Genomic DNA, 25,633 nt, shown 5'->3' with positions numbered 1-25,633 from the left:
TGGGGTCAGTGGGCATCGGGTCAGTGGGCATCGGGGCAGTGGCGGTACGTAAACGCGGGCGTCGGGACGTCTGGGAGCCGTGCCAGGCCCGCCCATTCTCCGGCCCAGCCCGGCCCTGGCGCGCGTTCCTTGGACGTGGTCTCTCGCACTCGCCTAGGGAAGGTGCCCGGCGTGGAAGGCGACGGGGTCGAAGGTGCCGCCCAGAGAGGGCGCGAGCGACCGGCGGGCCAGCGCCCGGAAGCCGGCGTGGTCGAGCTGGCCGGCGCCCGCCGGGAGCGCGCCGGCCAGGGGCCGGCCGGCGACAGTCTCCAGGTCGGCGAGGTTCGCGCGTTCGGCGAGCTCTGGCCGCACCGGCCAGCTGCCGATGACCACGCCGGCGAGCTCCAGCCCGCGGTGCGCGAGCGCCTCGAGTGTCAGCGCGGTGTCGCTCAGGGTGCCCAGTGCTGGTCGGGTCACGACCAGCACTGGTGCACGCAGCAGCCGTGCGAGGTCGGCCAACGTGCGGCCATCGTCGTCGTAGCGCACCAGCAGCCCGCCAGCCCCCTCGACCAGGACGAGCCGGTGATCGACCGACAGCTTGGCGACGGCGTCGGCGACGCCCGCGAGGTCGACGGCGGGAAGGCCGCCGCGCCGCGCCGCCGTCGCCGGTGCCAGCGGGTCCGGGTAGCGGGCCAGCTCGTGGAGCTCGGTGAGCCCGGTCAGGTCCCCGACCAGGTCGACGTCGCCCGGCTCGCCAGGCGCGACGCCGGTCTGCGCTGGCTTGACCACCGCGACCGAGCCGCCGGGATCGCCGCCGGCCACGCGCCGGCCGCGATCGAGCGCGAGTGCCGCCACGGCGGCCGTGACGACGGTCTTGCCGACCCCCGTGCCCGTGCCGGTGACGACGAGGACGCTCATGTCCGCTGCGCCGCCCGAGCGGCGGACAACGCCGTGGCGAACAGCGCCACGTCGTCGTCGGTCAGGTCGGCCCGCGCGGACAGCCGCAGCCGGCTCGTGCCCGGCGGGACCGTCGGCGGCCGGAAACAGCCGACGGCGACACCGTGCTCACGGCAGGTCTCCGCCGCCGCCACCGCCCGCTCCGGCTCGCCGAGCACGACCGACACGACGGCCGCCGCGGGTGCCGGCGCGTCGGCGATGCGGGCCAGCTCGCCCGCCCGCGCGCGGGCCCGAGCGGCCAGCGCCGGGGTGGCGACCAACAGCCGCAACGCACCGAGGGCTGCGCCGGCGGCGGCCGGCGCGAGCCCGGTGTCGAAGATGAACGTCCGGGCCGTGTCGATGAGGTGATCGCGGACCTCGATTGGCCCGAGCACCGCCCCGCCCTGGCTGCCCAGCGACTTCGACAGGGTGACGGTGGCCACGACGTCCGGCTCACCGGCGAGCCCGGCGGCCGCGGCCGCGCCCTCGCCGCGGGTGCCGACGACGCCGAGCGCGTGCGCCTCGTCCACCAGCAGCACTGCGCCGTGGCGACGGGTGGCCGCGTGCAGCTCGGCCAGCTGGGCCAGGTCGCCGTCGGCGGAGAAGACCGAGTCGGTGACGACCAGCGCCCGTCGGTAGGAGCGCCTGGCCAGCGCCGCGTCGACGGCGGTGACGTCCAGATGCGGGACGACCGCCACCTCGGCGCGAGAGAGCCGGCAGGCGTCGACGATCGAGGCGTGGTTGTGCTCGTCGGAGACGACGAGGTCACCGGCCGAGGCCAACGCCGTCAGTGCGCCCAGGTTCGCCGCGTAGCCGGAGGCGAAGACCAGGCCCGCGGCGAAGCCGCAGTGCGCGGCCAGCTCCGCCTCCAGCTCGGCGTGCAGCTCGGTCGTGCCGCTCACGAGCCGGCTGCCGGTCGAGCCGGCGCCCCAGGCGCGCAGCGCGGCCACGCCGGCCTCGATGACGTCGGGGTGCCGGGCCAGGCCGAGGTAGTCGTTGCCGGCGAGGTCGAGGCGGATCCGGTGGTCCACCGCGGGCCGGGGCAGCACCGACCGACGCAGGCCCGCGATGCGCCGGGCCTGGGCGTTCGCGTCCAGCCAGGCCAGCGGGGCGGGCGGCGCGCTCAGTCGCTCGTGCACGGTCACGTCCGCGACTGTATGTCGGCTTCGCTGGGGCACGGGTAGCGCGCCGGGCACAGAACAGCCGGGCCTTCGCTGTGCGGGACAGCCGTTGCCGGCGGATCCCGCCGCGGCCTCGGCAGCTGGCCCGGGGTGGGCGGGTTGCCGCTGGTCAGGCCCCGGGCCGGGCCGCCGGGCGCGGCCACCCGGTTCGACCAGGGGCGGCGTCGCCCCGTCGCGGCCGATCCGACCCGGCGCGGAGATCACCCGGCGGCCTTGGTTGTTCAAGAGGCGGGTTCTTCTGGCAGTCTTCCGGCCGTGGGAACCCTCGCTGACATGCTCCACGCGAGCACCGACCTCCGCGACGAGGACATCGACCACCTGCACGCACTGGTCGCGGACTGGGCGCTGCTGGCCGACCTGTCGTTCGCGGACCTCCTGCTCCTGGTTCCCAGCAGGACCTCCAGCACACGGGCCGGCCGGGGCGGCCAGACCGAGTTCCTCGTCGTCGCCCAGGTGCGCCCGACCACCGGCCCGACCGCTTACCACAACGACGAGGTCGGCAGCGTCGTGATCAACCGCTGGGTGGTGCGCAACGCCTGGCGGGAGCACCGGATCGCCCGCGAGGGCGAGCCGGAGTGGGACGGCGGAGTCCCGGTGCGCACCGAGGCGATCCCGGTGCGCCACGGCGACAAGGTGATCGCGGTCCTGGCCCGGGACACCAACCTGGCCACCACCCGCACCCCGAGCGCGCTGGAGTCGGCCTACCTGCAGGGCGCGAACAACCTGGCGCTGATGGTGGCCGAGGGCCTGTTCCCGTTCCGGGGCAGCCCGGCCGAGCTGCCCGAGTCGCCCCGGGTCGGGGACGGCATGATGCGCCTGGACGGGGCCGGGAAGGTCATCTTCGCGAGCCCGAACGCGCTGTCGGCCTACCGCAGGCTCGGCTACACCGGGAACGTCACCGGCGAGGACCTGCGCTCGGTGCATCGGGCGCTGAACCTGCCGGCCACCACGCCGGCGGTGTGGCACGCGATCGGCCGGCGTCGCCCGGTCGAGGTCGAGCTGGCCGTCGGTAGCACCGTGGTGCTGCTGCGGGCGATCCCGCTTTTCCCCGGCCAGACCCGCGAGGTCCTGGTCCTGGTGCGCGACGTCTCCGAGCTGCGCCGCCGCGAGGCGCAGCTGCTGAGCAAGGACGCGACGATCCGGGAGATCCACCACCGGGTGAAGAACAACCTGCAGACGGTGGCGGCCCTGCTGCGCCTGCAGATGCGCCGGACCAAGGTGGACGAGGCCAGGGACGCCCTCGGCGAGTCGGTGCGCCGGGTGACGTCGATCGCCCTGGTGCACGAGACGCTGTCCCAGACGCTGGGGGAGTCGGTCCCGTTCGACGAGATCGCCGACCAGATCACGTCGGTCACCGTCGATCTGGCGACCACGGGGTCCAGGGCGACGACGCGCCGGGTTGGCTCGTTCGGGATGCTGTCCGGTGCGCTCGCCACGCCGTTGGCGCTTGTGCTCTCCGAACTTTTGCAGAATGCTGTCGAACATGCGTTCGATGGTTCCGCGGGCTCGATCGAGGTCCGAGTGCGCCGCACGGCCAGCCGCCTCGACGTCGTCGTCGCGGACGACGGCGCCGGCCTGCCGGACGACTTCCAGCTGGAGCACTCGCCGCGCCTGGGCCTGCAGATCGTGCGTCAGCTCGTGCTCGGCGAGATGCAGGGGACGATCCGGCTGCAGGCCGGCGCCGGTCGCGGAACCGAGGCCCTGCTGTCGATTCCACTTTCTTCAAATTGAGTGTTTGGGGCTTGCGGAGCCGGGTATCCCTCGGCACGTGGAGTCTGTCGTCGATGAGCGTGTATCGCGCGCTCACGTTGCGTCAGGCTCTTCGCCGTTCCGAGTGACGGTGAGTGCTGTGCCGGTCGAGGTCGGCATCGAGCCTGCGCCGTCGGTTTTGCCCGTGGGTCGGACCCGGGAAAACGCATCGGCCGCTCCGTCCGTGGCGCGCCGCGCGGAGACGGCGGCCGTGCGGACAGAACGGCCGAGAGTGCCGGCGTCCGAGACGCACCGGACGGGTGCGCAGCGTGACATGGGCACGGATGCAACTACCGCTGTGCCGCTCACTTCCTCGGCCAGCGCTTCTTGCTCTCTGAAGCCGGGCTCGGCAGAGCACGGCGTTGTCGGGTTCCAGCCCGTGGGCCCGTCGGCCGTGGTTGCCTCGGCCTCGCGGGGAGGGCTGCGCCCTCGGGCTTGGATCGCGGCCTCGTCGCTGACTAGCGGCCAGCGGCTTGTGACCTCAGACTTCCCGGAACGGCGACGCCGCTCCGGTGGGAACCTTCACTCAGGCGGTACGGACCCGCAGCACCTGACGCTTGAGGGCACGTCGCTCGTCTTCGCTCAGGCCGCCCCACACACCGGCGTCCTGGCCGGTTTCGAGCGCCCAGTTCAGGCAGTCGGACGTAACAGAGCAACGTCGGCAGACGGCTTTGGCTTCGTCGATCTGACGCTCTGCGGGTCCGGTGGTCCCGATGGGGAAGAAGAGCTCGGGGTCCTCGTCACGGCAGAGCGCTCTGTGGCGCCAGTCCATGCGTCCTACTCCCTCTGTCGTAGCGGGCGACACTGCACATGAGACGGCTGGCCGGCCCTCCGGGTTGCGCCACGACCTGACGGTCTCGTGCAGAGGTTCTCTCTCTGCCTGCGGCGACTGACTCGGGTGTCGGCTGGCCGACTGTGTGCCTGACGACACGTGTGCAAGCGTGCGCCCGGGTGTATGTGGTCATCCACCTCGGACATTCGCCACCCTCCCACCGGAACGGGCAGGGGCGCAAGAACCTGCAGGCGCCTTCACACCATCTCTGGCCTGCACTTGTCCGCTGGGGACACGGGCGGACCACGACCGAAGGCACTCGGGATGACTAGGGACGGCCATCTCGATGCCTGATGGCTATGGGCTGTTGGCTCCATCGGTTGGGCGTTGTCGGGATAGTCCAAGTAGGCCATGCAGGATCATACGACAGGGTTCATGCCAACTAGGCATGGTCGGCAGTTTCGGATGGGCCGGTCTGGGCGAGGCCGCGGCGGCCCCGCGGCGGCCCTCAGGCGGCCGGACGGCGGCTCGATGACGATCGTCCGCACGTACTTGTTACACAATTCTTACCTCGCCCCGCTCGCGGCGGGGCGGCCGGGTGAGGCGGGTCTCGCGCCCGACGGCCGGTGCGGGGGGCGGAGGCCCGGTCGAAGCGTCCGGACGGCACGGCCGGCGCCCGCGGTGCAGGATGGCGTCGAGGGGCGTGGTTCCGGGCGTTCGGTGGGGGAGGCTCCGTGGAGGTACTGGGGCATCGCGGCAGCCGGGATCCCGGCCCGGAGAACACCGTCGCCGCCGTTGACGCGGCCTTAGCGGCCGGCGCGGACGGGATCGAGATCGACGTCCGCCGCAGCGCCGACGGAGAGCTCGTCGTGGTCCATGACGCACGGCTGCCCCGGCTGGGCGGGCGGGCCGTCCTGCGGCGCTCCACGGCCGAGCTGGGCGCCAGAGGAGTGCCGACGCTGCACGACGTCCTGGATGTGTGGGCCGGGCGAGGCCGGATCATCATCGAGATCAAGAACCAGCCGGGCCAGCCGGACTTCGACGCACCCCGGGAGCGGACCGCGCAGGTGCTCGTCGAGGTGCTGCGTGCCCGTGGCCTGACCGGCGCGGACGCAGGCGTCACCGTGTCGTCGTTCGACTGGTTCGCCATCGAGCGGGTCCGCGCGGCGGATCTCGGGGTGCCGACCGGATTCCTGACCATGCCCCGGATGGCGGTGAGCGGCGGCCTGGCCTACGTTCGCTCGGCCGGCCACCGGGAACTGCACGCCCACACGTCCGCGGTGCTGGCCGCCCCGGACGCGGCGGCGCTCGCCCACCGGGCCGGCGTCCGGCTGGTCACCTGGACCGTCACCAGCGACCGCGCCGCGCTGCGCCTGCGCGACGCCGGCGTCGACGCGGTGATCTGCGACGACCCCGCCGACGTCGTCCGCGCCCTGCGGCGATCGGCCGGAACCGGCGCTGGCGCACCTTCGGCCGCTTCACCTGCTTCGGGCGCTTTGCGCCCTCGCCCACGTGATTCTGGGCCGAAGGTAGACAACCGGCAGTAGCGCCGATCCAGGTCGGGACCTCTGGCCGCGCCAGCGACCCAGGGAGCGGAAGGCGACCCAGGGAGCGGAAGGCGACCCGAGGCCCCGATTCTGGACAAGCGCCCGCCTCCGCACTTCAGCCCCGCCCAGAACCACCTAGGCGAGGGCGCAAAGCGCCCGAAGCAGGCAAAGCCGGGTCCCTGCCGGATCGACGAAGCCGATCTGGGAGGTCTGCAGAGGCGCGGAGCGCCGTTTCTGGCCGCTGCCCTACGCGATGACGCGCAGGGCGGCGGGGTGGGAAGTCAGCGTCACCTCGGCGTGCTGGCCGAGGTACTCGCCGTCCATCTGGAACGGGGCCTGCGGGGTGGCCCGCAGCCGTATGACGTCGAGGTCATGTTCCAGCAGCATGTTGCGGCCGTGTGGCCCACGCTCGCCCGTGAGCATCTGGCTGGTGACGCGCAGCAGGCTCGACAGGTGCAGCCGGCGCAGCCCCAGGACGTCGAGGCCGGTGTCGAAGGACGCCTCCGGGCAGGCCCGGACCGGTCGGTCGCCGAGGTAGGTCCACGGGACGGTGTTGCAGACGACGACGACGTCGAGCTCGCGGTCCGGGCCGGTGGCCGCGTCCTCGCCGGCCGGTGGGCCCTCGGCGGCGGGCGCGGTAGCGGTGCGGTCGGGCTCTACGTCGAGGGTGATGCGCGGGTGGCCCCGGCCGGCGCCGGCGCTGTAGCGGGCCACTCCGCTGCGCAGGAAGAGCCCGGCGCTGTTGCCCCGGCCGCCCGAGCGCTTGCGCTCGACCCGCCCGACGACCTCCGCGTCCAGGCCCATGCCGGCGCAGAAGGTGAACCAGCGCGACTGGTCGGACCAGCGTGCGTGGCCGAGGCCGACCCGGCGGCTCGTGCCCTCGCGCAGATGGGCGAGCAGTTCGCCGGTGGCCTCGACGGGAGAGGCGGAATATCCCAGCGCCCGCGCGAAGACATTGGTACTGCCACCGGGGACGACCGCGAGCGCCGGCGCGTCCGGGTTCGGGCCGTCGCGCAGCAGGCCGTTGGCGACTTCGTTCACCGTGCCGTCGCCGCCGAGCGTGATGACGACGTCGATTCCGGTTTCGGTGGCGCGCTGGGCCAGCTCAGCCGCGTGGCCGCGCCCCTTGGTGATGACGGTTTCCACCGCGAGGTCGGCCGACAGGGCGGTGACCAGGACGTCCCGGACCCGCTCTGTGGTCGTCGTCGCGGCGGGATTGACGACCAGGAGCCCTCGCATGACCATCACGGTAGTACCGCGTCGCTTTCCGATGCTCGTATGCGGAATGTCTCACAATGTCGGCTACGTAACAGAATGTCGCGGGCTGGGCCAGCGGTCTTGACGTCATCTGCGTGCGGCCTACTCGTCAACTTCCCGAAACTGCCGGTTTGACTCGTGTCGGCTCGGGATTGACCGTCACGCCGATCTGTCCGTGCCCGCCACGGCTCGGGCCGAACCGGCAGCCGGGCCAGAACGCTGGAATCGGCGTGGATACGGGTGTGAGTGGGTCTCGCCGGGCCGTAGGGTCATCGGCATGGGAAGAGCCGAGACGCCGGGCGCCAGGGGCCGGGACGCCGGGTCAGCGCAGCGGGCCGACGCGAGCGCGGCCGGGCTGGTTCCAGCCGCGGCGGCACCGACCGACGTCCTGGCCGCGGTCCGGGCGACCTTCGTGGCCTTCGCCGAGGCGCCGCGGGCGCTCGCGGCGGCGGCGGTTCTGGTCGCCGCGCAGGGCCTGCTGCTCGTCGGGCTCGGGGTCTGGCAGGTGGTCCGGGGCTTCGGCCACCACATCGACAACCTGGGCCGCGCCGAGTTCGGCGGTGTGCTCTGCCTGGTCTGCGGCGTGGTCGTCATCGGGCTCGGCCGCGCGCGGGTGGTCCGGCGGACCTCCTCGAAGGCGCCGATCGTCGTGATCGAGCTCCTGTGCCTCCCCGTCGGCTGGGCCATGATCCAGAACGGCCTCCTCGCCTACGGCGTCCCCCTGCTCGCCGTGGCCGTAGCCACCCTGACCCTCCTGGCCCTCGCAGCCTCCCGTACACCCCCCGCCGAATAGAGCCGACGGAAGACCGCGAGCAAGCAACGCAACGAGCCGCCAACCGGGAAGCGGGACGCAACCCAGGGTCCCGACCAAGCGGGACGCGGCTCAAGGTCCCGACCCTGGACTGGTGCTGCCGCCGGATTCCTCCCGAGCCCAGAACCACATTGGGGAGGGCGCTCAGCGCCCGAACCCGGCGAGCGGCCGGCGGGCGCTCCGCGCCCGTTCCGGCCGCTCGCCCTGCAGCTAGTTGTCTTCGAGCAGTCCTCGGCGGAGCTGGGCCAGGGTGCGGGCCAGCAGACGTGAGACGTGCATCTGGGAGATGCCCAGCTCGATCGCGATCTGGGACTGGGTCATGTTCCCGAAGAAACGCAGCAGCAGGATGCGCTTCTCCCGCGGCGGTAGCTTCTCCAACAGCGGCTTGAGCGACTCCCGGTACTCGACGCCTTCCAGCGACTCGTCCGGGACGCCCAGGGTGTCGGCGACGGCCGGCGCCTCGTCGTCGCCCGAGTCGGGCGCGTCCAGCGAGACGGCCGAGTAGGCGTTGGCCGACTCCAGGCCCTCGAGGACCTCTTCCTCGCTCATCTGGAGGTGGGAGGCGATCTCGGCGACCGTGGGCGAGCGCCCCAGCGACTGGGACAGCTCCGAGGTCGCCTTCGTCAGCGAGAGCTTCAGCTCCTGCAGCCGGCGCGGGACCCGGATGGCCCAGCCCTTGTCGCGGAAGTGCCGCTTGATCTCGCCGACGATCGTCGGGGTGGCGTAGGTGGAGAACTCGACGCCACGCTCCGGGTCGAACCGGTCGACGGACTTGATCAGGCCGATCGTGGCCACCTGGACGAGGTCGTCCAGTGGCTCGCCCCGGTTGCGGAACCTGCGAGCGAGGTACTCGACCAGCGGAAGGTGCATCCGGACCAGCTGGTCACGGATGGCTGCGCGCTCGGTGTCGCCTTCGGGGAGCTCGACCAGCCGGGCGAACAGCGCGCGGGCATGGGCCCGGTCCGGCGACGAGGTCCGGTCGGCCGGGCGCTCGGTGTGCTCACCGGCGTCGGACGCTGTGGTGTCAGCCTGCGGCGCGGTCGCGGTGTCCTCGTTTGTGGTGCCGTCGATCGCGGCACCCGCCCGCTCGCCATCCGTGAGATCAGTCACGTCGGTGCCCGCGGACTCGGTGTCGTCGGTGAGCTCGGGCTCCGCCGCCCGTGCGGGGCCGGTCGCCGCGGTGCCGGGCGCGCCGGGGCTGCCCGCGGCCGGGCTCGGGCTGGCGGCCGGAGCGCCTGCCTTCGTGTCGGACCGCGACGCCGGCTGGGCTGGCCGCGACCGCCGGGAACCCGCGCCCTCGGGCGCGTCGGGCACGGCCTCATCGGGGCCGCCCGCGCGCTGGTTCAGACTGGAGAACCGGTCTCTCGGGGTGGTCGGGGTGCGTCCTGCCGAGGTCATGAGGTCCCCACGGCGCCGAGCTTCGCGCCCAGCTCGCTCGGCTCGGCGCTGCGGCTGCGGACGTGACCGGCCGGCGGCTCGCCCAGGTCGGCGCGGTCACCACGCCGCTTCGCCAGCTCGATCGTGACCCGGTGGCCCGGCCCGGTGGAGCTGGAGACCTCGCCCGCGAGCGCGCTCAGCACGGTCCACGCGAACGTGTCCTTGGACGGCGGCTCGCTATCCAGGCTGTCGACCGAGACGGTGACTCGCATGAGGCCGGGGGACAGGGTGAACACGCATTCCAGCGCGGAGCCGGGGACGGCGGAGACCAGCAGCAGCGCGGACGCCTCGTCCACGGCGATCCGCAGGTCCTCGATGTCATCGAGGGTGAAGTCCAGCCGGGCGGCGAGTGACGCCGTCGCGGTACGCAGCACGGTCAGGTAGGCGCCGGCGGCCGGAATTGTGAGCTGCACAACGTCGCGCAGGCCTCCACCGTGGACGCCGCTGGAGTTGCCCGTGCCATCGGCTGAAGGCGTCGGATCCACGTTCTACCCCCAGTGCTGCGTCGTTCCGGCGGCGAGACCTCGCCGCCGGCCGTGAGTTCGAGCTCTCGTCCCCCGGATGCACGTACCTAACGCCTACATCATCCGGCTCGGCGGCCAGCTCGTCGCGGCGGGCGCCCAGCGGTCCACGTACAGCCACCGGGCGGCCAACCGACGGCCGTGCGTGCGTGGCCCGCCTAGTCGATGCGCTGGCTCAGTCGGGCCTATCGGGTCACTGGGCGGCCGAGCGGGCGCTCGACCGCGGGGTCCGGGAGCAGGGGCCCCAGCTCGTCCGCGCGGACAGCCGCTGGGAAACCGACATCCCCGTCGCTCTGGCACGGACCGTCCTGTTGGCCGTCGGCGGGCGGCCGGCGGCCGAGCGTGCCCCGCCGCGCGACCTCCGCGTGCGGTGGCCGGTGGGGCGCGCGCTGTACCCACGGTACCCACGCGAGGCGGGGTGGCGCAGGTCGGCCGATCAAACGCCGTGGGCGCGGTGTTGTCGGCTAAGTGGGGATCCGGCGATCCGCGGCCGGGTCGGCGTCGGTCGCCGCGAGCGCGGCGATACCTTCAGCGCTGAGCCGCCAGGTCGTCCAGCCCTCCATGGGCGCCGCGCCCAGCGACCGGTAGAAAGCCTGCGCGGACGTGTTCCAGCCCAGCACGTCCCATTCGAGGCGCAGGTGGCCGCGGTCGCGCGCGGTCGCGGCGAGCCGTGCCAGCAGGGCGCGGCCGTGCCCGGCCCGGCGGTGCTCCGGCGCGACGAACAGGTCGACGAGGAACGACCCGGCTCGGCCGGTCCAGGTCGAGAACGTCTCGTGCCAGATCGCGAACCCTACGACGCCGTCCGGCGCCCCCTGGAGGCCTTCGCCGCCCGAGACGGCCACCAGCGCGCCCGCGGACGGCTTCGCGCCGAACAGCGCCTCGGTGAGGTCCGGCTCGGTCATCTTCACCGCGTCCGGCTCGCGCTCGTACTCCGCGAGTGCACGGACGAGCTGGAGCAACGCCGCGACGTCCGCCGGTTGGGCTGGTCGGATCATGGTCGCCTCCTGGGGCTGGCGGGAAAACGACGTCCCCGGGAGCCTGGGGCACCCGGGGACGTCGGCAGAGCAGGCGAGATCAGGCAGCGGCCTTGGTCTCCCAGAAGACCTTGGCGATCTCGTCGATCAGGTCGATCAGCTTCTGGCCGTCGGCCGGGTCGACCGAACCCTTGGCGCCGGCCGCGCCGGCGGCCTTGGTGGCCTGCCAGAACAGGTCGTGCAGCTGCGGGTACTTCTCCAGGTGGTTCGGCTTGAAGTAGTCGGTCCACAGCACCCACAGGTGGTGCTTGACCAGGTCGGCCCGCTCCTCCTTGATGGAGAGCGCACGCGACCGGAACACCGGGTCCTCGTTGCCCTGGTACTTCTCCTGGATCGCCTTGACCGACTGGGCCTCGATCCGGGCCTGCGCCGGGTCGTAGACGCCACAGGGGAGGTCGCAGTGCGCGCTCACCTGGGTCTTGGGATGCAGCAGGCTCATGCCGCCGTCCTTCCTCGCACGATCGTCGCGTCGGGGGCACGGGCGGTGCGCGAACCGAGCGCGCCTGCGCGGGCCGATCCGTGTTTCGCGCGCCTAGCCGGCCTCGCGCGTCGCGCGCGGCAGCTGGCGTGCGGGGGCGCCGGCCCGTGTCCCCACCTTCTGGCAACCTACCTCTGTGCGGCCTTGCATTCCCGTGCGGGCGGTCTCCGTCCGCGGTGCGTCGATGGTACCGACGCTGCGCGACGGCGACGCCTGCCTGGTCTGGTGGGGCCGGGCGGCGCAGCCCGGTGACGTGGTCGTCGCCCGGCTTCCCGGCGGTCGCGGGCTGGGCGTGAAGCGCGCGCAGTTCGCCGACCCGGACGGCAGCTGGTGGCTGCGCTCGGACAACGTCGGGGTCGGCACGGACAGCGCGGCCTTCGGCATGGTCCCTGGTCAGGACGTGCTCGGTCGCGTGCTGGTGCGTTACTGGCCGAAGCCGGCCTGGCTGCGCAGGTCGGCGTAGAACGCCTGGCAGGCGGCGTACGAGGGCAGTAGCCCCGCGGCCTCGGCCTCCTTGAGTGTGGGGGCGGCCGCGTCCTTGTCCGACAGCAGCGGGGCCAGGTCGGCCGGCCAGGGCAGCGCGAGGTCGGGGTCCAGCGGGTTGATGCCGCGCTCCCGGCCGGGGGTGTATGGCGTTGAACACAGGTAGGAGACCTGCGCGCCGTCGGTCAGCGCGATGAACGCGTGCCCGAGGCCCTCGGCGAGGTAGACCCCCTTGCGGTCGACGTCGTCGAGCTGGACGGCGGCCCACTGGCCGAACGTCGGCGAGCCGACCCGGATGTCGATCACACAGTCCAGCACCCGGCCGGACACACAGGTGACGTATTTCGCCTGGCTCGGCGGCACGTCGGCGTAGTGCACCCCGCGCAGCGTCCCCGCCCTGCTGATGCTGTGGTTGCCCTGGGCCAGCCCGAGCGGGTGACCCAGGGCCTTCTCCAGCGCGTCGGCGCGGAACCACTCGAGGAAGGTGCCGCGGCTGTCGGTGTGCTGTCGTGGGGTGAAGACCCACGCGTCCGGTACGGACAGTTCGGTGACGTCCACGCTTGCGGACCGTACCGGTTCGCCCGCCTGGCCGTACGTCCAGGCCTCCCAGCGATCCGCGGGCGGCACCGTGGCTCAGAGCACCTTGGACAGGAAGGACTTCGTCCTGTCGTGCCGGGGGTTCACGAGGACCTGGTCGGGCGGCCCGGTCTCGACGACGACGCCGCCGTCCATGAACACGACGGTGTCGGCGGCCTCGCGCGCGAAGCCCATCTCGTGGGTGACGACGACCATCGTCATGCCCTCGGCGGCGAGCTGGCGCATGATCGCCAGTACCTCGCCGACCAGCTCCGGGTCCAGCGCCGAGGTCGGCTCGTCGAACAGCATCAGCTTGGGCCGCATCGCCAGCGCCCGGGCGATCGCCACCCGCTGCTGCTGGCCGCCTGAGAGCTGGGACGGGTAGGCCTCGCAGCGGTGGCCCAGGCCGACCCGGTCCAGCAGCGCGCGGGCGCGCTCCTCGACCTCCGAGCGCTTCTCCCGGCGCACCCGCAGCGGCGCCTCCATGATGTTCTCCAGCGCCGTCTTGTGGGCGAACAGGTTGAAGCGCTGGAAGACCATGCCGATCTCGGCCCGCCGCTTCGAGACCTCGCGCTCGCGCAGCTCGTGCAGCTTCCCGCCGTGCTCCCGGTAGCCGACCAGGTCGCCGTCTACCCACAGCCGGCCGGCGTCGACCTTCTCGAGGTGGTTCACGCACCGCAGCATCGTGGTCTTGCCCGAGCCAGACGGACCGATCAGGCAGAGCACCTCGCCGGGGTCGACCCGCAGGCTCACCCCGCGCAGCACGTGGTTGCGCCCGAACGACCGGTGGACGTCCTCGGCGAGCACCATCGGCGTGGTCCCGGCTGCCGTCTGGTCGGTCATGCCATCCCCCCGCTCGCGTCGTGGCTGCTGTACGCCGCGCTGACAAGGGCCGCCTGGCGCCGCGCGGCAGGGTCGTAGCGGCGTTCCAGGAAGTACTGGCCGACGCTGAGGACCGAGGTCAACGCCAGGTACCAGATGGCGGCCACGATCAGCAGCGGGATCGTCTGGTAGTTGCGGGCGTAGATCAGCTGGACCGAGTAGGTCAACTCGATGACCGCGATGACGCTGACCAGCGAGCTGGTCTTGAGCATCGAGATCGTCTCGTTGCCGGTCGGCGGAATGATGACCTTCATCGCCTGCGGCAGCACGATTCGGCGCATGGTGAGGCCGCGGCCCATCCCGAGCGCCTGCGCGGCCTCGATCTGTCCCTCATCGACCGCCGAGATCCCGGCGCGCACGACCTCGGCCATGTAGGCCGCCTCGTTCAGCCCGAGGCCGAGGATGCCGGCGACGATCAGCGGTATCAGCTTGTTCGAGTCGGCCGAGGCGAACTCGGGCCCGAACGGGATCCCCACGGCGATCCGTGGGTAGAGGGCGCCGATCGTGCCCCAGAAGATCAGCTGGAGGAGCACCGGGGTACCGCGGAAGAACCACGTGTACACCCATGAGACGCCGCTCAGCAGCGGGTTCGGCGACTGGCGCATGACGGCGAGCAGGACGCCCCCGACGATGCCGATGAGCATCGCGAAGAAGGTCAGGTAGACGGTCGCCCACAGGCCACGCAGCACCGGCTCGGTGAACAGGTGCTTCCAGACGATGTCCCACCGGAACCGGTGGTTGGTGACCAGGCCGTGGACGCCCATGGCGACCAGCAGCAGGACGACGGCCGCCGTGACCCAGCGACCCGGGTAGCGGACCGGGACCGCCTTGATGGCGGTGGCGGGCGTCGTTGGCGGGGCGCCGTCCTGGGGCGTGGCGGCTGCCGCCGCGTCGGGAACCGTGGTCCCCGACGCGGCGCCCGTCACGTTGTCAGCTGGTAGCGCCATTGATCTGCGGGCTGGTGATGGCCCCGTCCTCGACGCCCCACTTGGTGAGGATCTGCTTGTAGGTGCCGTCGGCGATGAGTGCCTTCAGCGCGGTCAGCAGCGGCTGGGCCAGGCCCGAGTTCTTGGGGACCGCGATGCCGTAGGGCGCGGTGCCGTACGGAGTGCCGACCAGCTTCAGCTTGCCCTCGGAGAGCTTCACCTGGTAGTCGGCGACAGGGCTGTCAGCCATCGAGACCTGTGCGCGGCCGGAGGTCACCGCGAGGTTCGCGCCGTTCTGGTCGGGGAACTGGCTGACGGTCACGCCCGGCTTGCCGGCGGTCTTGCAGGTGCCGTCCTGCGCGGTGGCGTCGTCGGCCTGGGTGGTGCCCTTCTCCACGGCGACGGTCAGGCCGCACAGGTCGTCGAGGGTCTTCACGGCGGCCGGCTTGTCGGCGCTGGTGAAGAACGAGGTGCCGGCCGAGAAGTAGGTGACGAAGTCGACCTTGGCCTCCCGCTCCTTGGTGTCCGTGAACGACGAGATGCCGATGTTGTACTTGCCGGCGTCCAGCGCCGGGATGATGTCGTCGAAGCCGACGTTCCTGACGTCGACCTTGGTGCCCAGCGCGGTGCCGAGCGCCTTGATCAGGTCCGCGTCCATGCCGATGACGGTCTTGCCATCGGTGTCGAAGAACTCGTTCGGCGCGTACGAGGCGTCCGCGGCGGCCGTGAGCGTCTTTCCGGCGAGGGCGGCCGGCAGCGTCGCCACGGCCGAGCTGGCCGCGCTCGGCGTGGTGTCGGCCGAGGAGCTGCTGCCGCTGCCGCCACAGGCGGCCAGCGCCGCCGCGAGGCTGACCACCGCGGTGGCGGCGAGCGTCCTGCGCACGGCGTGACGGCCGACGGCCAGCCCGCCGTCCAGGCTCCGGTGTTCTCGACTGCGCATGCCGATCCTCTCCAGATTCCAACCGATACCCGATCCGGACGGCTCCGCCGCGCCGGTCCAGACGGGCCGCCCGTGGCGGTGCGGCTCGCGGACCGTCAGGTCCCCGGCCGGCCGCCGGTGGTCGTTCGCTGGCTCGGCAGGCGCTCGGCTGCTCCCTCCCCGTCACGGCGCGCGGGCCGCGCTGCGCGGTCCTGCCAGGCCGTTTCTGGGGGCGGGCAGGCGACAGCGGCGGCGCACGTCCTGGGCAATCACCCAAGCCTGGTGGCGTGTCAGTGGTGCTACAGGGATGCTTCGTTCATGTTTCAAGACATTTCTCTTGCATGTCGTTCATGTAAGCGTCGGCCGCGGTCGGGCGATCGCACCTGCCGGGCCGGTCGCCAAGGAACGCCCACGACGTGCAATATTTGAACGGTGCCCCGGGCGACCCCCGGTTCCACCCCCGCCTCCTCACGCCGGAGGCGGCGGCTCCCGCTGCTCGCCGACCATCGGTCTGCTCCCCGGAAGCCGCGATGTCCATCCGGAGGGATGCCACCGGAACCCCGGAGTCGGGCCCGCCCGACCACGCTGGGCGACCCCCGGAATGACCGCACGAGCACCCGCCTTGTCAGTCGACGGGCGAGCTCAGCACTTCCTGGACCTCCACCAGCATTAGCCCCGAAGCCGCGCCAAGCACAGCTACCACGCCAGGCGACAGGGCGCCCGCAAACAGGAGCACTTCCGTGACAGCGACCGCAGACCACCAGACCTTCGACCAGATCTCCTCCTCCGTCGCCGGCGCCTCCGTCGCCGTCAGCCCGCGGGTGTCCGACGACGACCCGGTCTTCACGCTGCACCGTGGCGGCAAGATCGCTCTTGAGGTGACCTCCCCGCTGGAGAACGCCGACGACCTCTCGATGGCCTACACCCCCGGGGTCGCCCGGGTGTGCCTGGCGATCGAGGAGACGCCGGCGCTGGCGGAGGACTACACCTGGCGCGGCAACCTGGTCGCCGTCGTCACGGACGGCACCGCCGTGCTCGGGCTCGGCGACATCGGCCCGGCCGCGGCCATGCCCGTCATGGAGGGCAAGGCCGCGCTGTTCAAGCACTTCGCCGGTGTCGACTCGGTGCCGATCTGCCTGGACACCAAGGACGTCGAGGAGATCATCAACACGGTCGCCGCGATCGCCCCGAGCTTCGGCGGGATCAACCTGGAGGACATCTCCGCGCCGCGCTGCTTCGAGATCGAGCGCCGGCTGCAGGAGCGCCTGGACATCCCGGTCTTCCACGACGACCAGCACGGCACCGCGATCGTCGCGCTCGCCGCCCTGGAGAACGCGGCCCGGCTGACAGGGCGGGGCCTTGAGGACCTTCGGGTGGTCGTCTCCGGCGCGGGCGCCTCCGGGATGGCCGTGACCAAGATCATTCTCGCGGCGGGCATCGGCGACATCGCCGTCGGCGACCGCAAGGGCATGATCCACACCGGCCGGGCCGACCTGACCCCGGTCAAGGCCGAGCTCGCCGCGCTGACCAACAAGGCGGGGCTGTCCGGCTCGATCGAGGCGGCGCTGGCCGGGGCCGACGTCTTCATCGGGCTGTCCTCGGGCACGGTGGCCGAGGAGGCCGTCGCGACCATGGCGCCCAACTCGATCATCTTCGCGATGGCCAACCCCGACCCGGAGGTTCACCCCGAGGTCGCCCGCCGGTACGCCGCCATCGTCGCCACCGGGCGCAGCGACTTCCCGAACCAGATCAACAACGTGCTCGCCTTCCCCGGTGTCTTCCGCGGGGCGCTCGACGTGCGGGCGAGCCGGGTCACCGAGGGCATGAAGCTCGCCGCGGCCCGGGCGCTCGCCGACGTGATCGCGGACGAGCTGGCCGTGGACCACATCATCCCGAGCCCGTTCGACCGGCGGGTCGCTCCGGCGGTCGCCGCCGCGGTCGCCGCCGCCGCGAAGGCCGAGGGAGTCGCGCGGCGATAAGGCGAAGAGGCCAGAAACGGCGCTTCGCGCCTCTGGCCTCTTCGCCGGCTCGGGCGCTGAGCGCCCTCCCCAGCGTGGTTCGGGGGCGGGGCGGAGTGCCGGGGTGGGACCTTGTCCAGGGTCAGGACCTTGGCAGGGTGCGGGGTGAGTTGATCGCCGGGTGCCCGGCTCCTTCAGAGGAGCCGGGCACCCGGCGTTCTTCGTTGGGTGGACGTCAGACTCGGCCGCAGGCGGTGCAGGGGGCCTTCGCGGCTACGTCCTCGACCAGGCGCAGCGCGCCGCAGCCGGTGTAGGAGCAGGCGACGAAGTCGCCGTGCGGGACGACGAACACGGGCAGGCCGTCGTCTGAGTAGAGCCGCGGCTCTGGCGACGGCTCGTCGGCGGGCTCCCGGCGCCGCCAACGCGGGCCGCGCGCGCGCCGGCCCGCCGGCGCCGGGGGCGCAGAGGGCACCGTGGCGGGGCCGGTCACGGGCGGCACCGCCCTGGCGGCGGCTGGTCCGGTCGGGGGCGACGTCGGTTCAGGAGCCACCACGGTCACGAGTCCAGCACATCCGGCGCCGGGCCGCGACCGGCACCCCCCGAGAAGTCACGGGCCGCTGTGGCCGCGGCGTGGGCGCGCCGTGGCCGTCCGCCGCGGACGTTGGTCCAGGACGGCCTGACCTCCTGGCGTCCGCCCGAACGTGGCGCGTCTTGGCCGTGAGTGCTGAGGTGGCACCTGTAGGGCGCCGGCCGTAGGTTTTGTCCGTGCTTGCCGCCGCTGCAGTGTCCATCAACCCCGACGACCCACTGGCTGGCCTGGCCGTGGGGGAGCAGCCGGAACCGGCCGCCCCGGACGGCTGGACGACGGTCTCGGTCCGCGCCGCGGCGCTCAACCACCACGACCTGTTCAGCCTGCGCGGGGTGGGCCTGCCGGCCGAGCGGCTGCCGATGATCCTCGGCTGCGACGCAGCCGGTGTCACCGCGGACGGGACCGAGGTCGTGATCCACGCGGTGATCGGCGACCCGGCCGCCGGCGGCGGGGACGAGACGCTCGACCCGAAGCGCTCGCTGCTCTCCGAGCTGCACCCCGGCACGCTGGCCGAGCAGGTCGCCGTCCCGGCCCGCAACCTGGTGCCGAAACCCGCGTCGCTGTCGTGGGAGGAGGCGGCCTGCCTACCGACGGCATGGCTGACCGCCTACCGGATGGTCTTCACGAAGGCTGGCCTGCCCGCCGACGGTGGCGGCAGGCTGCTCATCCAGGGCGCCGGCGGCGGCGTCGCCACCGCCGCCATCCTGCTGGCCAAGGCCGCCGGCCATACCGTCTTCGTCACGTCCCGTGACGAGACGAAGCGCAAGCGGGCGCTCGACCTGGGCGCCGACGCCGCGCTGGAGACCGGAGCGCGGGTGCCGGCGCGGGTGGACGCCGTCATCGAGACGGTCGGCGCCGCCACCTGGGGGCACTCGCTGAAGTCACTGCGCCCTGGCGGGACGGTGGTCTGCTCCGGGGCGACCAGCGGCCCGAATCCGCCCGCCGACCTGACCCGGATCTTCTTCCTGCAGCTCAACGTCCTGGGCTCGACGATGGGCACCCGCGACGAGCTGGCCGCCTTGGTCGCCTTCCTCGACCGCACCGGTGTTCGCCCGCTGATCGACGACGTCCGCCCGTTGTCCGATGCTCGGGCCTCCTTCGAACGCATGGCTCAGGGCGAGCTCTACGGCAAGCTCGTGCTGACCGTCTGACCGAGAAGCCCGGCCGCCACGGCCGGCTCTCGGAACCGGTGGTCAGACGGGCGCCACGCGGATGCGTGCGTCGCCCGCGGCGAGGGCACTGAGATCGTCGGGGTCGCTGGTCGTGATCACTACCGGGCTTGCGCCCGCGACTCGCTCGGACCAGTTCGGTGCCGACCGGCGCCGGGAAGGTGCTGACCCGCCGACAGCAGCGCCGGTGCTCCTCCCGTCGTCGACTACGGCCGCACGAGGCCGAGCGGCCGCACGAGGCCCAGGTCGAAGTGCGTGACGAGGCCCGGCTCGGCGTCGCAGACGTCCGGGATCGAGTTGATGGCGGCCATCGCGGTCCAGGTGTAGCCCGGGTGGGCACAGGCTCCGTTCGGGCCGGGCATGCCTTCAAGAGTGAGCTCCGTCGACGGGTCGCCTTCGATGAGGATCCGGTAACGGGTCTTGCCGCAGTTCCAGCTGGGTTCGATGTCGTCGCTGAGTGCGTAGAACGCGTGGAACACCACCAGCGGCACGCCATCCGTCCACGCCGACCATTCGTGGTGCTGAGCGGCGACCGTGCCGGCCCGGACGACGCCCGTCTCGTGCGGGATGTCCTTCGTGGCAGTGGCGATCTCCAGCTCGGACGTCACCTTCTCGACCGTCTTCCCGAGCCCTTCCACGATCATGGCCATGGACTGGGCGAAGACGGGGACGGCCTGGCCTAACATGTTCGGCACCGAGAGGAATTCATCCGGGGTGTGGCCGAACCCCATGATGTCGACATGGTCCGAGGCGTCGGTGAGGACGTCGACGATCTCGTAGATCTCGATTTTTCTGATCTTGCTCGTGATCCGGGCCAGGGTGAGTGGGAGGAGGTCGCCCGCGTAGCCAGGATGAATGCCGGCGGCATGGAAGGACGTCCCGCCGTCTCGACAGGCGGCCTCGATCTTCTCGACGCCCGGCCGATTGCTCTCGGTCGGGTAGAAGTAGCTGCTGGTCGCGACGACGTTCTTGCCGGAGCGCAGGAGACGGCAAATCACGTCGATGTCGGCGCGCGCCGGTGTGTAGAAGACGCAGTCGGCCTGGAGCGCGATCGTCGCCGCCACGTCGTCGGTCGCGAGAACGCCCGTCGGGGCGGCACCGACGATGTCGCCGGCATCCTTGCCGACCTTGGCCGGGTCGGTGACGAGCACGCCGACGAGATCGAAGGCGGAGTTATCCGCGAAGTGTCGGACCGCAACACTTCCGACGCGGCCAGTCGTCCATTGAATGACGCGGTAGCGGTCCTGAGGCATCGATCCTCCTGAACGACGTAAAAACGCTTGAGGCACGAACGGTGTATCGAACGAGCCCGATCTCGCACGAAAGCCCTGTACGGCATGAGCGCTGTACTCATGAATTTCGTACTCATGAGTCTTGTAGGGCATGAAACCGTCAATGGCATTCGGTGCTGACGATATCGCGTCGGTCACGGGAGTTCCAGATCCGCGGTGGGCAGCGGCGGCCGGGGCCGGCCGCCGCACCGGAGCGGGCGCCGCGCTGGCCCGCGGCGAGGCGCCCAGGTACGGGAAACGAGGCCAGCCCGTGGGGCGCGGGGTCAGAGATCGGGGTCGTCGTCGGGGCGGGCGAGCCAGGTCGCCAGGGACTCGACGGCGGACTCGTGTTCGGGGTGCAGGTCGACGAAGGTGCGCAGTGAGTCGGCGAGCCATTCGAGGGTGACGGTCTCCTCGCCGCGCCGGGCAGCAAGTTCTTCGATGCCCCGGTCCGTGAAGTACATACGATTCCGTTCTTCTCGCCCGGCGGTTTCCGGCTGGACCCGATCAGCGCTCGGGGGTAGCGAGAATCTTGAAGAGCATGTTGTTGACGTCAGTCAAGGTCTGGATGTCGACAGTGCGATGCCGGGCGCTCAGGCTAGCCTTGGCTACGAAGGTCACCAGTCCCAGAACGGCCCACTGGCCATCCCCCAGCGCGACACAGAAACCATCGTCGGTCGCATCGGTCACGACCAACGCGACGAGAACCGTCGGCTCGTCCGCGATCTCGTTGTAGACCGTGGAACTGATAATCAGCACGGCCTGTGCGGTCAAGCCGCTGCCGGCCGTCCAGATCTCGCCGCGTCGAGGTGCCGTCACAGCGCCGTTGGGCTGAGGCTGGGAAGCCCAGCTTCGGCCAGCGCCGCCTGGTTCGCGGCGCCGAAGGCGAGAGCCGCAGCGGCGACTCCTGGCTTGGCCCGCATCCAGGCTCCGTGCGCGGCGCACCGGCGCCGCATGTCCTCGGTGCTCAGCACACCCTCGACCCAGGCGTTCATCGAGGTCTGTTCGGCCTCGGCGTACCGCTTGACGGCCTCGTACACCTCATCTGACAGCCGAAGTGTGATCGTACGAGCCATGCCGGCATGCTAGCAGCGACTGACAGCAAGATCCGCAGGTTTGGCTCGTGCGCACTCTGGTTCTGACCAGACAGTGTCGCCTTGTGCAGTGTCATAGTGATCAGTCCCGCGGAGTGGGCAACTGGCGCGGCAGCTACGGAAGGCGAGCCTGACCGGCCGGAACGGGCGGAGCGTCCGTTCCGGCCGACCGCCTAAGCCGCGAAGGCGGCCTCGACGAGGGCCTTCTGCTCCTTCTCGTGGACCTTGGACGAACCCGAGGCCGGGGCCGCGGACGCCTTGCGGGAGACGCGGCGCAGCCGGAGCCCGGCCGGGAGGTGCTCGGGCAGGTGCAGGGCGACGTGCGGGTAGGCGCCCTGGTTCGCCGGCTCCTCCTGCACCCAGACCACGTCGGTCACGTTCGGGTAGCGGCGCAGCGCCTCGGCGACCTCGGCACCCGGGCTCGGGTAGAGCTGCTCGACCCGCAGCAGCGCGAACTGGTTCCTGTCGTCGCGGCGGGACCGCGCGTCGGCCAGGTCCCAGTGGACCTTGCCGGCGGACAGCAGCACCCGGCGGACGGCCGCCGGGTCGGTGACCGTCGCGTCGTCGATGACCGGCTGCCAGCTTCCGGCCGTCAGCTCCTGAACAGTTGCCGTCGCGGCCTTCAGCCGCAGCATCGACTTCGGCGTGAACACCACCAGCGGGCGGCGGACCGGCGAGAGCGTCTGGCGGCGCAGCAGGTGGAAGTAGCTGGCCGGCGAGGAGGGGGCCGACACCGTCATGTTGTCGTCCGCGCAGAGGGTCAGGAAGCGCTCCATCCGGGCGGAGGAGTGGTCCGGGCCCTGGCCCTCGTAACCGTGTGGCAGCAGCAGCGTCAGCGCGGTGCGCTGGCCCCACTTGGCCTCACCGGCCGAGAGGAACTCGTCGATGATCGACTGGGCGCCGTTCGCGAAGTCGCCGAACTGGGCCTCCCAGAGGACCAGCATGTCGAGGCGGGCGACCGAGTAGCCGTATTCGAAGCCCATCGCCGCGTACTCGGACAGCAGCGAGTCGTACGCGTAGAACGTGCCGACCTGGCCGCCGTCGGCCCGGCGCAGGGTGCGCAGCGGGGCGTGGTCCTGGCCGGTGTAGCGGTCGACGAGGACGGCGTGGCGCTGGCCGAAGGTGCCGCGCCGGCTGTCCTGGCCGGTCAGCCGGACCGAGCGGCCGTCGAGCAGCAGGGAACCGAGCGCGATCGTCTCCGCGCAGGCCCAGTCGATCGAGCCGTTCTCGATCATCTGGGCCCGCCGCTCCAGCTGGGGGCGCAGGCGCGGGTGGACGGTGAAGTCGGCCGGCAGGTTCACCTGGGTGTCGATGACCTGCTTGACGACCTCCAGCGGCACCGCCGTGGAAACGGCGGCGGCGGCAGCCGCGTCCTCGGCGGTGATGACGATCCGCGGCTGGGGGGTGGCCTTGTCGCCGGTCGTGTCACGGGTCTCGGCGAACGCCTTCTCCAGCTCCAGGCGGTAGGTCTTCATCGCCTCCTCGGCCTGGTCGCGGGTGATGTCCCCGCGGCCGATGAGGGCCTCCGTGTAGAGCTTGCGCACCGAGCGCTTGGCCGCGATCTCGTCGTACATGAGCGGCTGGGTGAACGACGGCTCGTCCATCTCGTTGTGGCCGCGGCGCCGGTAGCAGATCATGTCGATCACGACGTCCTTGTGGAACGCCTCGCGGTAGTCGAACGCCAGCGCCGCCACCCGGACGCACGCCTCGGGGTCGTCGCCGTTGACGTGGAAGATCGGCGCCTGGACCATCCGGGCGACGTCGGTCGCATAGACCGACGAGCGGCTCTCGGTGGGCGACGTGGTGAAGCCGACCTGGTTGTTGATCACCAGGTGGACGGTGCCGCCGGTGCGGTAGCCCCGCAGCTGCGAGAGGTTCAGGGTCTCGGCGACCACGCCCTGGCCGGCGAACGCCGCGTCACCGTGGACGAGGACCGGCAGGACGGTGAAGCCCTCGATGCCCTTGTTCAGGATGTCCTGCTTGGCGCGCACGGCGCCTTCCAGGACCGGGTCGACCGCCTCCAGGTGCGAGGGGTTCGCGACGACCGAGACCGGGATCCGCTTGCCCTCCCGGCACTGGTAGTGGCCCTCGGCGCCCAGGTGGTACTTCACGTCGCCCGAGCCGTGCGCGGTCTGCGGGTCGAGGTGGCCCTCGAACTCGGCGAAGATCTGCCGGTAGGACTTGCCGACGATGTTCGCCAGCACATTGAGCCGGCCGCGGTGCGCCATGCCGATGACGACCTCGTCCATGCCCGCGCCCGAGGCCCGGGAGAGCACCTCGTCCAGCAGCGGGATGGCCGACTCGGCGCCCTCCAGGGAGAACCGCCGCTGGCCGACGTACTTGGTCTGCAGGAAGGACTCGAACGCCTCGGCGGCGCCCAGGCGCTCCAGCACGTGCAGCTGCTCGGCCGGGTCGGGCCGCTCGGCGGAGCGCTCGACGCGGGCCTGGATCCACTTGCGCTCGTCCGGCTCCTGGATGTGCATGTACTCGATGCCGACGCGTCGGCAGTACGAGTCGCGCAGCACGCCCATGACGTCGCGCAGGCTCATCATCCGGTGCGCGGCGAACCCGGCGACCGGGAACTCCCGGTCGAGGTCCCACAGCGTCAGGCCGTGGCTGCGGATGTCCAGGTCGGGGTGGCTGCGGATGGTGAACTCGAGCGGGTTCGTGTCCGCCATCAGGTGGCCGCGGACGCGGAACGCATGGATCAGCTCCTGCACCCGAGCGCTGTGGTCGAGGTCGCCCTCGTGGCTGGTCGGGATGTCGGTGATCCAGCGGACCGGCTCGTACGGGACCCGCAGCGAGCGGAAGATCTCGTCGTAGAACTCGTCCTCGCCGAGCAGCAGCTGGTGGATCCGGCGCAGGTACTCGCCTGACTGGGCGCCCTGGATGATCCGGTGGTCGTAAGTGCTGGTCAGCGTGGTGACCTTGGAGATCGCCATCCGGGCCAGCGTCTCGGTGGACGCGCCGGCGAACTCGGCCGGGTACTCCATCGCGCCGACGCCGATGATCGTGCCCTGGCCCTCCATCAGCCGCGGCACGGAGTGCACGGTGCCGATGCCGCCCGGGTTGGTCAGGCTGATCGTGACGCCGGTGAAGTCGTCGGTGGTGAGCTTGCCCGTCCGGGCCCGGCGCACGATGTCCTCGTAGGTGCCCCAGAACTGGGCGAAGTCCATCGCCTCCGCCGCCTTGAGCGCGGCGACGACGAGCTGGCGGCCCTTCGCGGTGACCAGGTCGATCGCGAGGCCCAGGTTGACGTGCTCCGGCTGGACCAGCGCCGGCTTGCCGTCGACGGTCGCGAACGAGTTGTTCATCTCCGGGAAGGCCTCGAGGGCCTTCACCATCGCGTACCCGATGAGGTGCGTGAAGGAGATCTTGCCGCCGCGGGAGCGGGCCAGGTGCCGGTTGACGACGATCCGGTTGTCGATCATCAGCTTGGCCGGGACGGCGCGCACCGAGGTCGCCGTCGGCACGTGCAGCGACGTCTCCATGTTGGTGACGACCCGGGCGGAGGCGCCGCGCAGCGTGGTCGTCGCCGTCCCGGCGGGCACGGCGGCAGCCGCCGGCTTCGCGGCCGGCGCGGCCGCGGGGGCGACAGTGGCGGCGGCGGGCGCTGGCGCGGCCTCGGCCGGCGCGGCGCTGGCCGCGGCCTCGGCTGGGGTCGGGGGCAGCGTCCCGACGGCCGCGCGGGCGCTTTCCGGGTCCGTGTGGTCGGTCGCGGTGGGCGCGCCCGGGTGGTAATCGGAGAGGAACTCACGCCATTCGGGGGACACACTCTCCGGATCCGCCAGGTACTGCTGGTAGATCTCGAAGACAAGCCACTCGTTGGTTCCGAAGTCCGGTCCTGACACGGGTACCGCCGGTGCTGTCACGGGGCCAATCGCCTCTATCCACGGTCTGACTTCACTAGCTTTTGCAAGATCGAAATTGCGACCTCTTGCGGAAAGGCAACCTTCGAAAGGCCCTTCCGCTACCGTCTGTCAGGCTACTCGCCAGGGTCGAACGCCCCCACGCGGCCCATTGCGGCATATGAGTATCCGGCCGGCGGTCAAGCCCCCGGAGCC

Annotated in this window: 24 protein-coding genes; 6 read left to right on the top strand and 18 right to left on the bottom strand. The window is 71.7% G+C overall.

Annotated elements, in window-relative coordinates:
* Positions 1 to 153: 153 nt before the first annotated feature.
* Positions 154 to 897: a dethiobiotin synthase gene (bioD, locus tag FRADC12_RS08650; RefSeq protein ID WP_045876275.1), complete on the bottom strand. Its 744-nt coding sequence runs from the start codon at positions 895 to 897 to the stop codon at positions 154 to 156.
* A complete protein-coding gene (locus FRADC12_RS08645) occupies positions 894 to 2,054 on the bottom strand; it encodes an 8-amino-7-oxononanoate synthase (RefSeq protein ID WP_045879274.1) in 1,161 nt (386 codons plus the stop codon). The genes bioD and FRADC12_RS08645 overlap by 4 nt, the downstream gene beginning before the upstream one ends.
* 315 nt (positions 2,055 to 2,369) lie before the next feature.
* On the opposite strand from FRADC12_RS08645, the gene FRADC12_RS08640 reads away from it, so the two are divergent.
* Positions 2,370 to 3,827 carry a sensor histidine kinase gene (locus FRADC12_RS08640; RefSeq protein ID WP_198153108.1) on the top strand — a complete coding sequence of 486 codons (1,458 nt, stop codon included), beginning with the start codon at positions 2,370 to 2,372 and terminating at the stop codon, positions 3,825 to 3,827.
* A gap of 544 nt (positions 3,828 to 4,371) precedes the next feature.
* On the opposite strand, the gene FRADC12_RS29390 is transcribed toward FRADC12_RS08640, so the two are convergent.
* Entirely contained in the window at positions 4,372 to 4,617 is a 246-nt protein-coding gene (locus tag FRADC12_RS29390) for a WhiB family transcriptional regulator (RefSeq protein WP_084010526.1), read from the bottom strand.
* Between the two features lie 734 nt (positions 4,618 to 5,351).
* Here FRADC12_RS29390 and FRADC12_RS08635 point away from each other — a divergent pair.
* Positions 5,352 to 6,164: a glycerophosphodiester phosphodiesterase gene (locus FRADC12_RS08635; protein WP_045876273.1), complete on the top strand. Its 813-nt coding sequence runs from the start codon at positions 5,352 to 5,354 to the stop codon at positions 6,162 to 6,164.
* A 246-nt stretch (positions 6,165 to 6,410) separates the two neighbouring features.
* On the opposite strand, the gene FRADC12_RS08630 is transcribed toward FRADC12_RS08635, so the two are convergent.
* Positions 6,411 to 7,403, bottom strand: coding sequence for a diacylglycerol/lipid kinase family protein (locus tag FRADC12_RS08630; protein WP_045876272.1), 993 nt, complete (start codon positions 7,401 to 7,403; stop codon positions 6,411 to 6,413).
* A 295-nt stretch (positions 7,404 to 7,698) separates the two neighbouring features.
* On the opposite strand from FRADC12_RS08630, the gene FRADC12_RS08625 reads away from it, so the two are divergent.
* Positions 7,699 to 8,214, top strand: coding sequence for a hypothetical protein (locus FRADC12_RS08625; RefSeq protein ID WP_052710768.1), 516 nt, complete (start codon positions 7,699 to 7,701; stop codon positions 8,212 to 8,214).
* 228 nt (positions 8,215 to 8,442) lie between these two features.
* Here FRADC12_RS08625 and FRADC12_RS29385 read toward each other — a convergent pair whose 3' ends face one another.
* The 4 genes from FRADC12_RS29385 to sodN all read right to left on the bottom strand — a co-directional run bounded on the left by FRADC12_RS29385 (position 8,443) and on the right by sodN (position 11,663).
* Complete coding sequence (locus FRADC12_RS29385; protein WP_084010525.1) at positions 8,443 to 9,630, bottom strand: RNA polymerase sigma factor SigF; 1,188 nt, start codon at positions 9,628 to 9,630, stop codon at positions 8,443 to 8,445.
* On the bottom strand, positions 9,627 to 10,154 hold the full coding sequence (locus tag FRADC12_RS08615; protein WP_045876271.1) for an ATP-binding protein: 528 nt from the start codon (positions 10,152 to 10,154) through the stop codon (positions 9,627 to 9,629). Before FRADC12_RS08615 ends, FRADC12_RS29385 begins: the two co-directional genes overlap by 4 nt.
* A 500-nt stretch (positions 10,155 to 10,654) precedes the next feature.
* Positions 10,655 to 11,185: a GNAT family N-acetyltransferase gene (locus FRADC12_RS08610; protein ID WP_045876270.1), complete on the bottom strand. Its 531-nt coding sequence runs from the start codon at positions 11,183 to 11,185 to the stop codon at positions 10,655 to 10,657.
* Positions 11,186 to 11,264: 79 nt separating this feature from the next.
* Entirely contained in the window at positions 11,265 to 11,663 is a 399-nt protein-coding gene (sodN, locus tag FRADC12_RS08605; RefSeq protein WP_045876269.1) for a superoxide dismutase, Ni, read from the bottom strand.
* 193 nt (positions 11,664 to 11,856) lie between these two features.
* Here sodN and FRADC12_RS08600 point away from each other — a divergent pair, with 193 nt between their 5' ends.
* Positions 11,857 to 12,165 (top strand): S24/S26 family peptidase, encoded by a 309-nt coding sequence (locus FRADC12_RS08600; RefSeq protein ID WP_232303680.1) that lies wholly within the window; start codon positions 11,857 to 11,859, stop codon positions 12,163 to 12,165.
* Here FRADC12_RS08600 and FRADC12_RS08595 read toward each other — a convergent pair.
* From FRADC12_RS08595 to FRADC12_RS08580, 4 genes are all read right to left on the bottom strand, one after another.
* Positions 12,126 to 12,743: a dTDP-4-dehydrorhamnose 3,5-epimerase family protein gene (locus FRADC12_RS08595; RefSeq protein WP_045876267.1), complete on the bottom strand. Its 618-nt coding sequence runs from the start codon at positions 12,741 to 12,743 to the stop codon at positions 12,126 to 12,128. The two genes, FRADC12_RS08600 and FRADC12_RS08595, sit on opposite strands and share 40 nt — an antisense overlap.
* Before the next feature lie 75 nt (positions 12,744 to 12,818).
* The gene (locus FRADC12_RS08590) at positions 12,819 to 13,604 is read right to left on the bottom strand and encodes an amino acid ABC transporter ATP-binding protein (RefSeq protein ID WP_283215118.1); all 786 of its coding nucleotides are present in this window, start codon (positions 13,602 to 13,604) and stop codon (positions 12,819 to 12,821) included.
* Positions 13,601 to 14,569 carry an amino acid ABC transporter permease gene (locus FRADC12_RS08585; protein WP_232303679.1) on the bottom strand — a complete coding sequence of 323 codons (969 nt, stop codon included), beginning with the start codon at positions 14,567 to 14,569 and terminating at the stop codon, positions 13,601 to 13,603. Before FRADC12_RS08585 ends, FRADC12_RS08590 begins: the two co-directional genes overlap by 4 nt.
* Positions 14,570 to 14,573: 4 nt before the next feature.
* Positions 14,574 to 15,509, bottom strand: coding sequence for an ABC transporter substrate-binding protein (locus tag FRADC12_RS08580; protein ID WP_045876266.1), 936 nt, complete (start codon positions 15,507 to 15,509; stop codon positions 14,574 to 14,576).
* Between the two features lie 719 nt (positions 15,510 to 16,228).
* Here FRADC12_RS08580 and FRADC12_RS08575 point away from each other — a divergent pair.
* Complete coding sequence (locus FRADC12_RS08575) at positions 16,229 to 17,467, top strand: NAD(P)-dependent malic enzyme (RefSeq protein WP_045876265.1); 1,239 nt, start codon at positions 16,229 to 16,231, stop codon at positions 17,465 to 17,467.
* A gap of 214 nt (positions 17,468 to 17,681) precedes the next feature.
* On the opposite strand, the gene FRADC12_RS08570 is transcribed toward FRADC12_RS08575, so the two are convergent.
* Entirely contained in the window at positions 17,682 to 17,936 is a 255-nt protein-coding gene (locus FRADC12_RS08570) for a hypothetical protein (RefSeq protein WP_045876264.1), read from the bottom strand.
* 275 nt (positions 17,937 to 18,211) lie between these two features.
* On the opposite strand from FRADC12_RS08570, the gene FRADC12_RS08565 reads away from it, so the two are divergent.
* The gene (locus tag FRADC12_RS08565) at positions 18,212 to 19,186 is read left to right on the top strand and encodes a zinc-binding dehydrogenase (RefSeq protein WP_045876263.1); all 975 of its coding nucleotides are present in this window, start codon (positions 18,212 to 18,214) and stop codon (positions 19,184 to 19,186) included.
* 224 nt (positions 19,187 to 19,410) lie between these two features.
* Here the strand turns inward: FRADC12_RS08565 and FRADC12_RS08560 are convergent, their stop codons facing one another.
* From FRADC12_RS08560 to FRADC12_RS08540, 5 genes are all read right to left on the bottom strand, one after another.
* Positions 19,411 to 20,634, bottom strand: a complete 1,224-nt coding sequence (locus FRADC12_RS08560; RefSeq protein WP_198152832.1) for an NAD(P)H-dependent amine dehydrogenase family protein — start codon at positions 20,632 to 20,634, stop codon at positions 19,411 to 19,413.
* 125 nt (positions 20,635 to 20,759) lie between these two features.
* The gene (locus FRADC12_RS08555) at positions 20,760 to 20,939 is read right to left on the bottom strand and encodes a DUF6104 family protein (protein ID WP_045876261.1); all 180 of its coding nucleotides are present in this window, start codon (positions 20,937 to 20,939) and stop codon (positions 20,760 to 20,762) included.
* Between the two features lie 43 nt (positions 20,940 to 20,982).
* On the bottom strand, positions 20,983 to 21,294 hold the full coding sequence (locus tag FRADC12_RS08550) for a hypothetical protein (protein WP_045876260.1): 312 nt from the start codon (positions 21,292 to 21,294) through the stop codon (positions 20,983 to 20,985).
* Positions 21,291 to 21,551, bottom strand: coding sequence for a toxin-antitoxin system HicB family antitoxin (locus tag FRADC12_RS08545; protein ID WP_045876259.1), 261 nt, complete (start codon positions 21,549 to 21,551; stop codon positions 21,291 to 21,293). The genes FRADC12_RS08550 and FRADC12_RS08545 overlap by 4 nt, the downstream gene beginning before the upstream one ends.
* Positions 21,552 to 21,742: 191 nt before the next feature.
* On the bottom strand, positions 21,743 to 25,441 hold the full coding sequence (locus FRADC12_RS08540) for a multifunctional oxoglutarate decarboxylase/oxoglutarate dehydrogenase thiamine pyrophosphate-binding subunit/dihydrolipoyllysine-residue succinyltransferase subunit (RefSeq protein ID WP_045876258.1): 3,699 nt from the start codon (positions 25,439 to 25,441) through the stop codon (positions 21,743 to 21,745).
* Positions 25,442 to 25,633: the final 192 nt, after the last annotated feature.

It is taken from the genome of Pseudofrankia sp. DC12 (assembly GCF_000966285.1).
Classification (GTDB): Bacteria; Actinomycetota; Actinomycetes; order Frankiales; family Frankiaceae; genus Pseudofrankia.
This window is presented reverse-complemented; position numbering and strand designations above follow the sequence as displayed.

What these genes read in the sequence shown, in the direction of transcription:
- bioD (WP_045876275.1), bottom strand. Translation starts at nt 897, where the DNA reads ATGAGCGTCCTCGTCGTCACCGGCACGGGCACGGGGGTCGGCAAGACC.
- FRADC12_RS08640 (WP_198153108.1), top strand. Translation starts at nt 2,370, where the DNA reads ATGCTCCACGCGAGCACCGACCTCCGCGACGAGGACATCGACCACCTG.
- FRADC12_RS29390 (WP_084010526.1), bottom strand. Translation starts at nt 4,617, where the DNA reads ATGGACTGGCGCCACAGAGCGCTCTGCCGTGACGAGGACCCCGAGCTC.
- FRADC12_RS08630 (WP_045876272.1), bottom strand. Translation starts at nt 7,403, where the DNA reads ATGCGAGGGCTCCTGGTCGTCAATCCCGCCGCGACGACGACCACAGAG.
- FRADC12_RS08625 (WP_052710768.1), top strand. Translation starts at nt 7,699, where the DNA reads ATGGGAAGAGCCGAGACGCCGGGCGCCAGGGGCCGGGACGCCGGGTCA.
- FRADC12_RS29385 (WP_084010525.1), bottom strand. Translation starts at nt 9,630, where the DNA reads ATGACCTCGGCAGGACGCACCCCGACCACCCCGAGAGACCGGTTCTCC.
- FRADC12_RS08610 (WP_045876270.1), bottom strand. Translation starts at nt 11,185, where the DNA reads ATGATCCGACCAGCCCAACCGGCGGACGTCGCGGCGTTGCTCCAGCTC.
- sodN (WP_045876269.1), bottom strand. Translation starts at nt 11,663, where the DNA reads ATGAGCCTGCTGCATCCCAAGACCCAGGTGAGCGCGCACTGCGACCTC.
- FRADC12_RS08590 (WP_283215118.1), bottom strand. Translation starts at nt 13,604, where the DNA reads ATGACCGACCAGACGGCAGCCGGGACCACGCCGATGGTGCTCGCCGAG.
- FRADC12_RS08580 (WP_045876266.1), bottom strand. Translation starts at nt 15,509, where the DNA reads ATGCGCAGTCGAGAACACCGGAGCCTGGACGGCGGGCTGGCCGTCGGC.
- FRADC12_RS08555 (WP_045876261.1), bottom strand. Translation starts at nt 20,939, where the DNA reads ATGTACTTCACGGACCGGGGCATCGAAGAACTTGCTGCCCGGCGCGGC.
- FRADC12_RS08545 (WP_045876259.1), bottom strand. Translation starts at nt 21,551, where the DNA reads ATGGCTCGTACGATCACACTTCGGCTGTCAGATGAGGTGTACGAGGCC.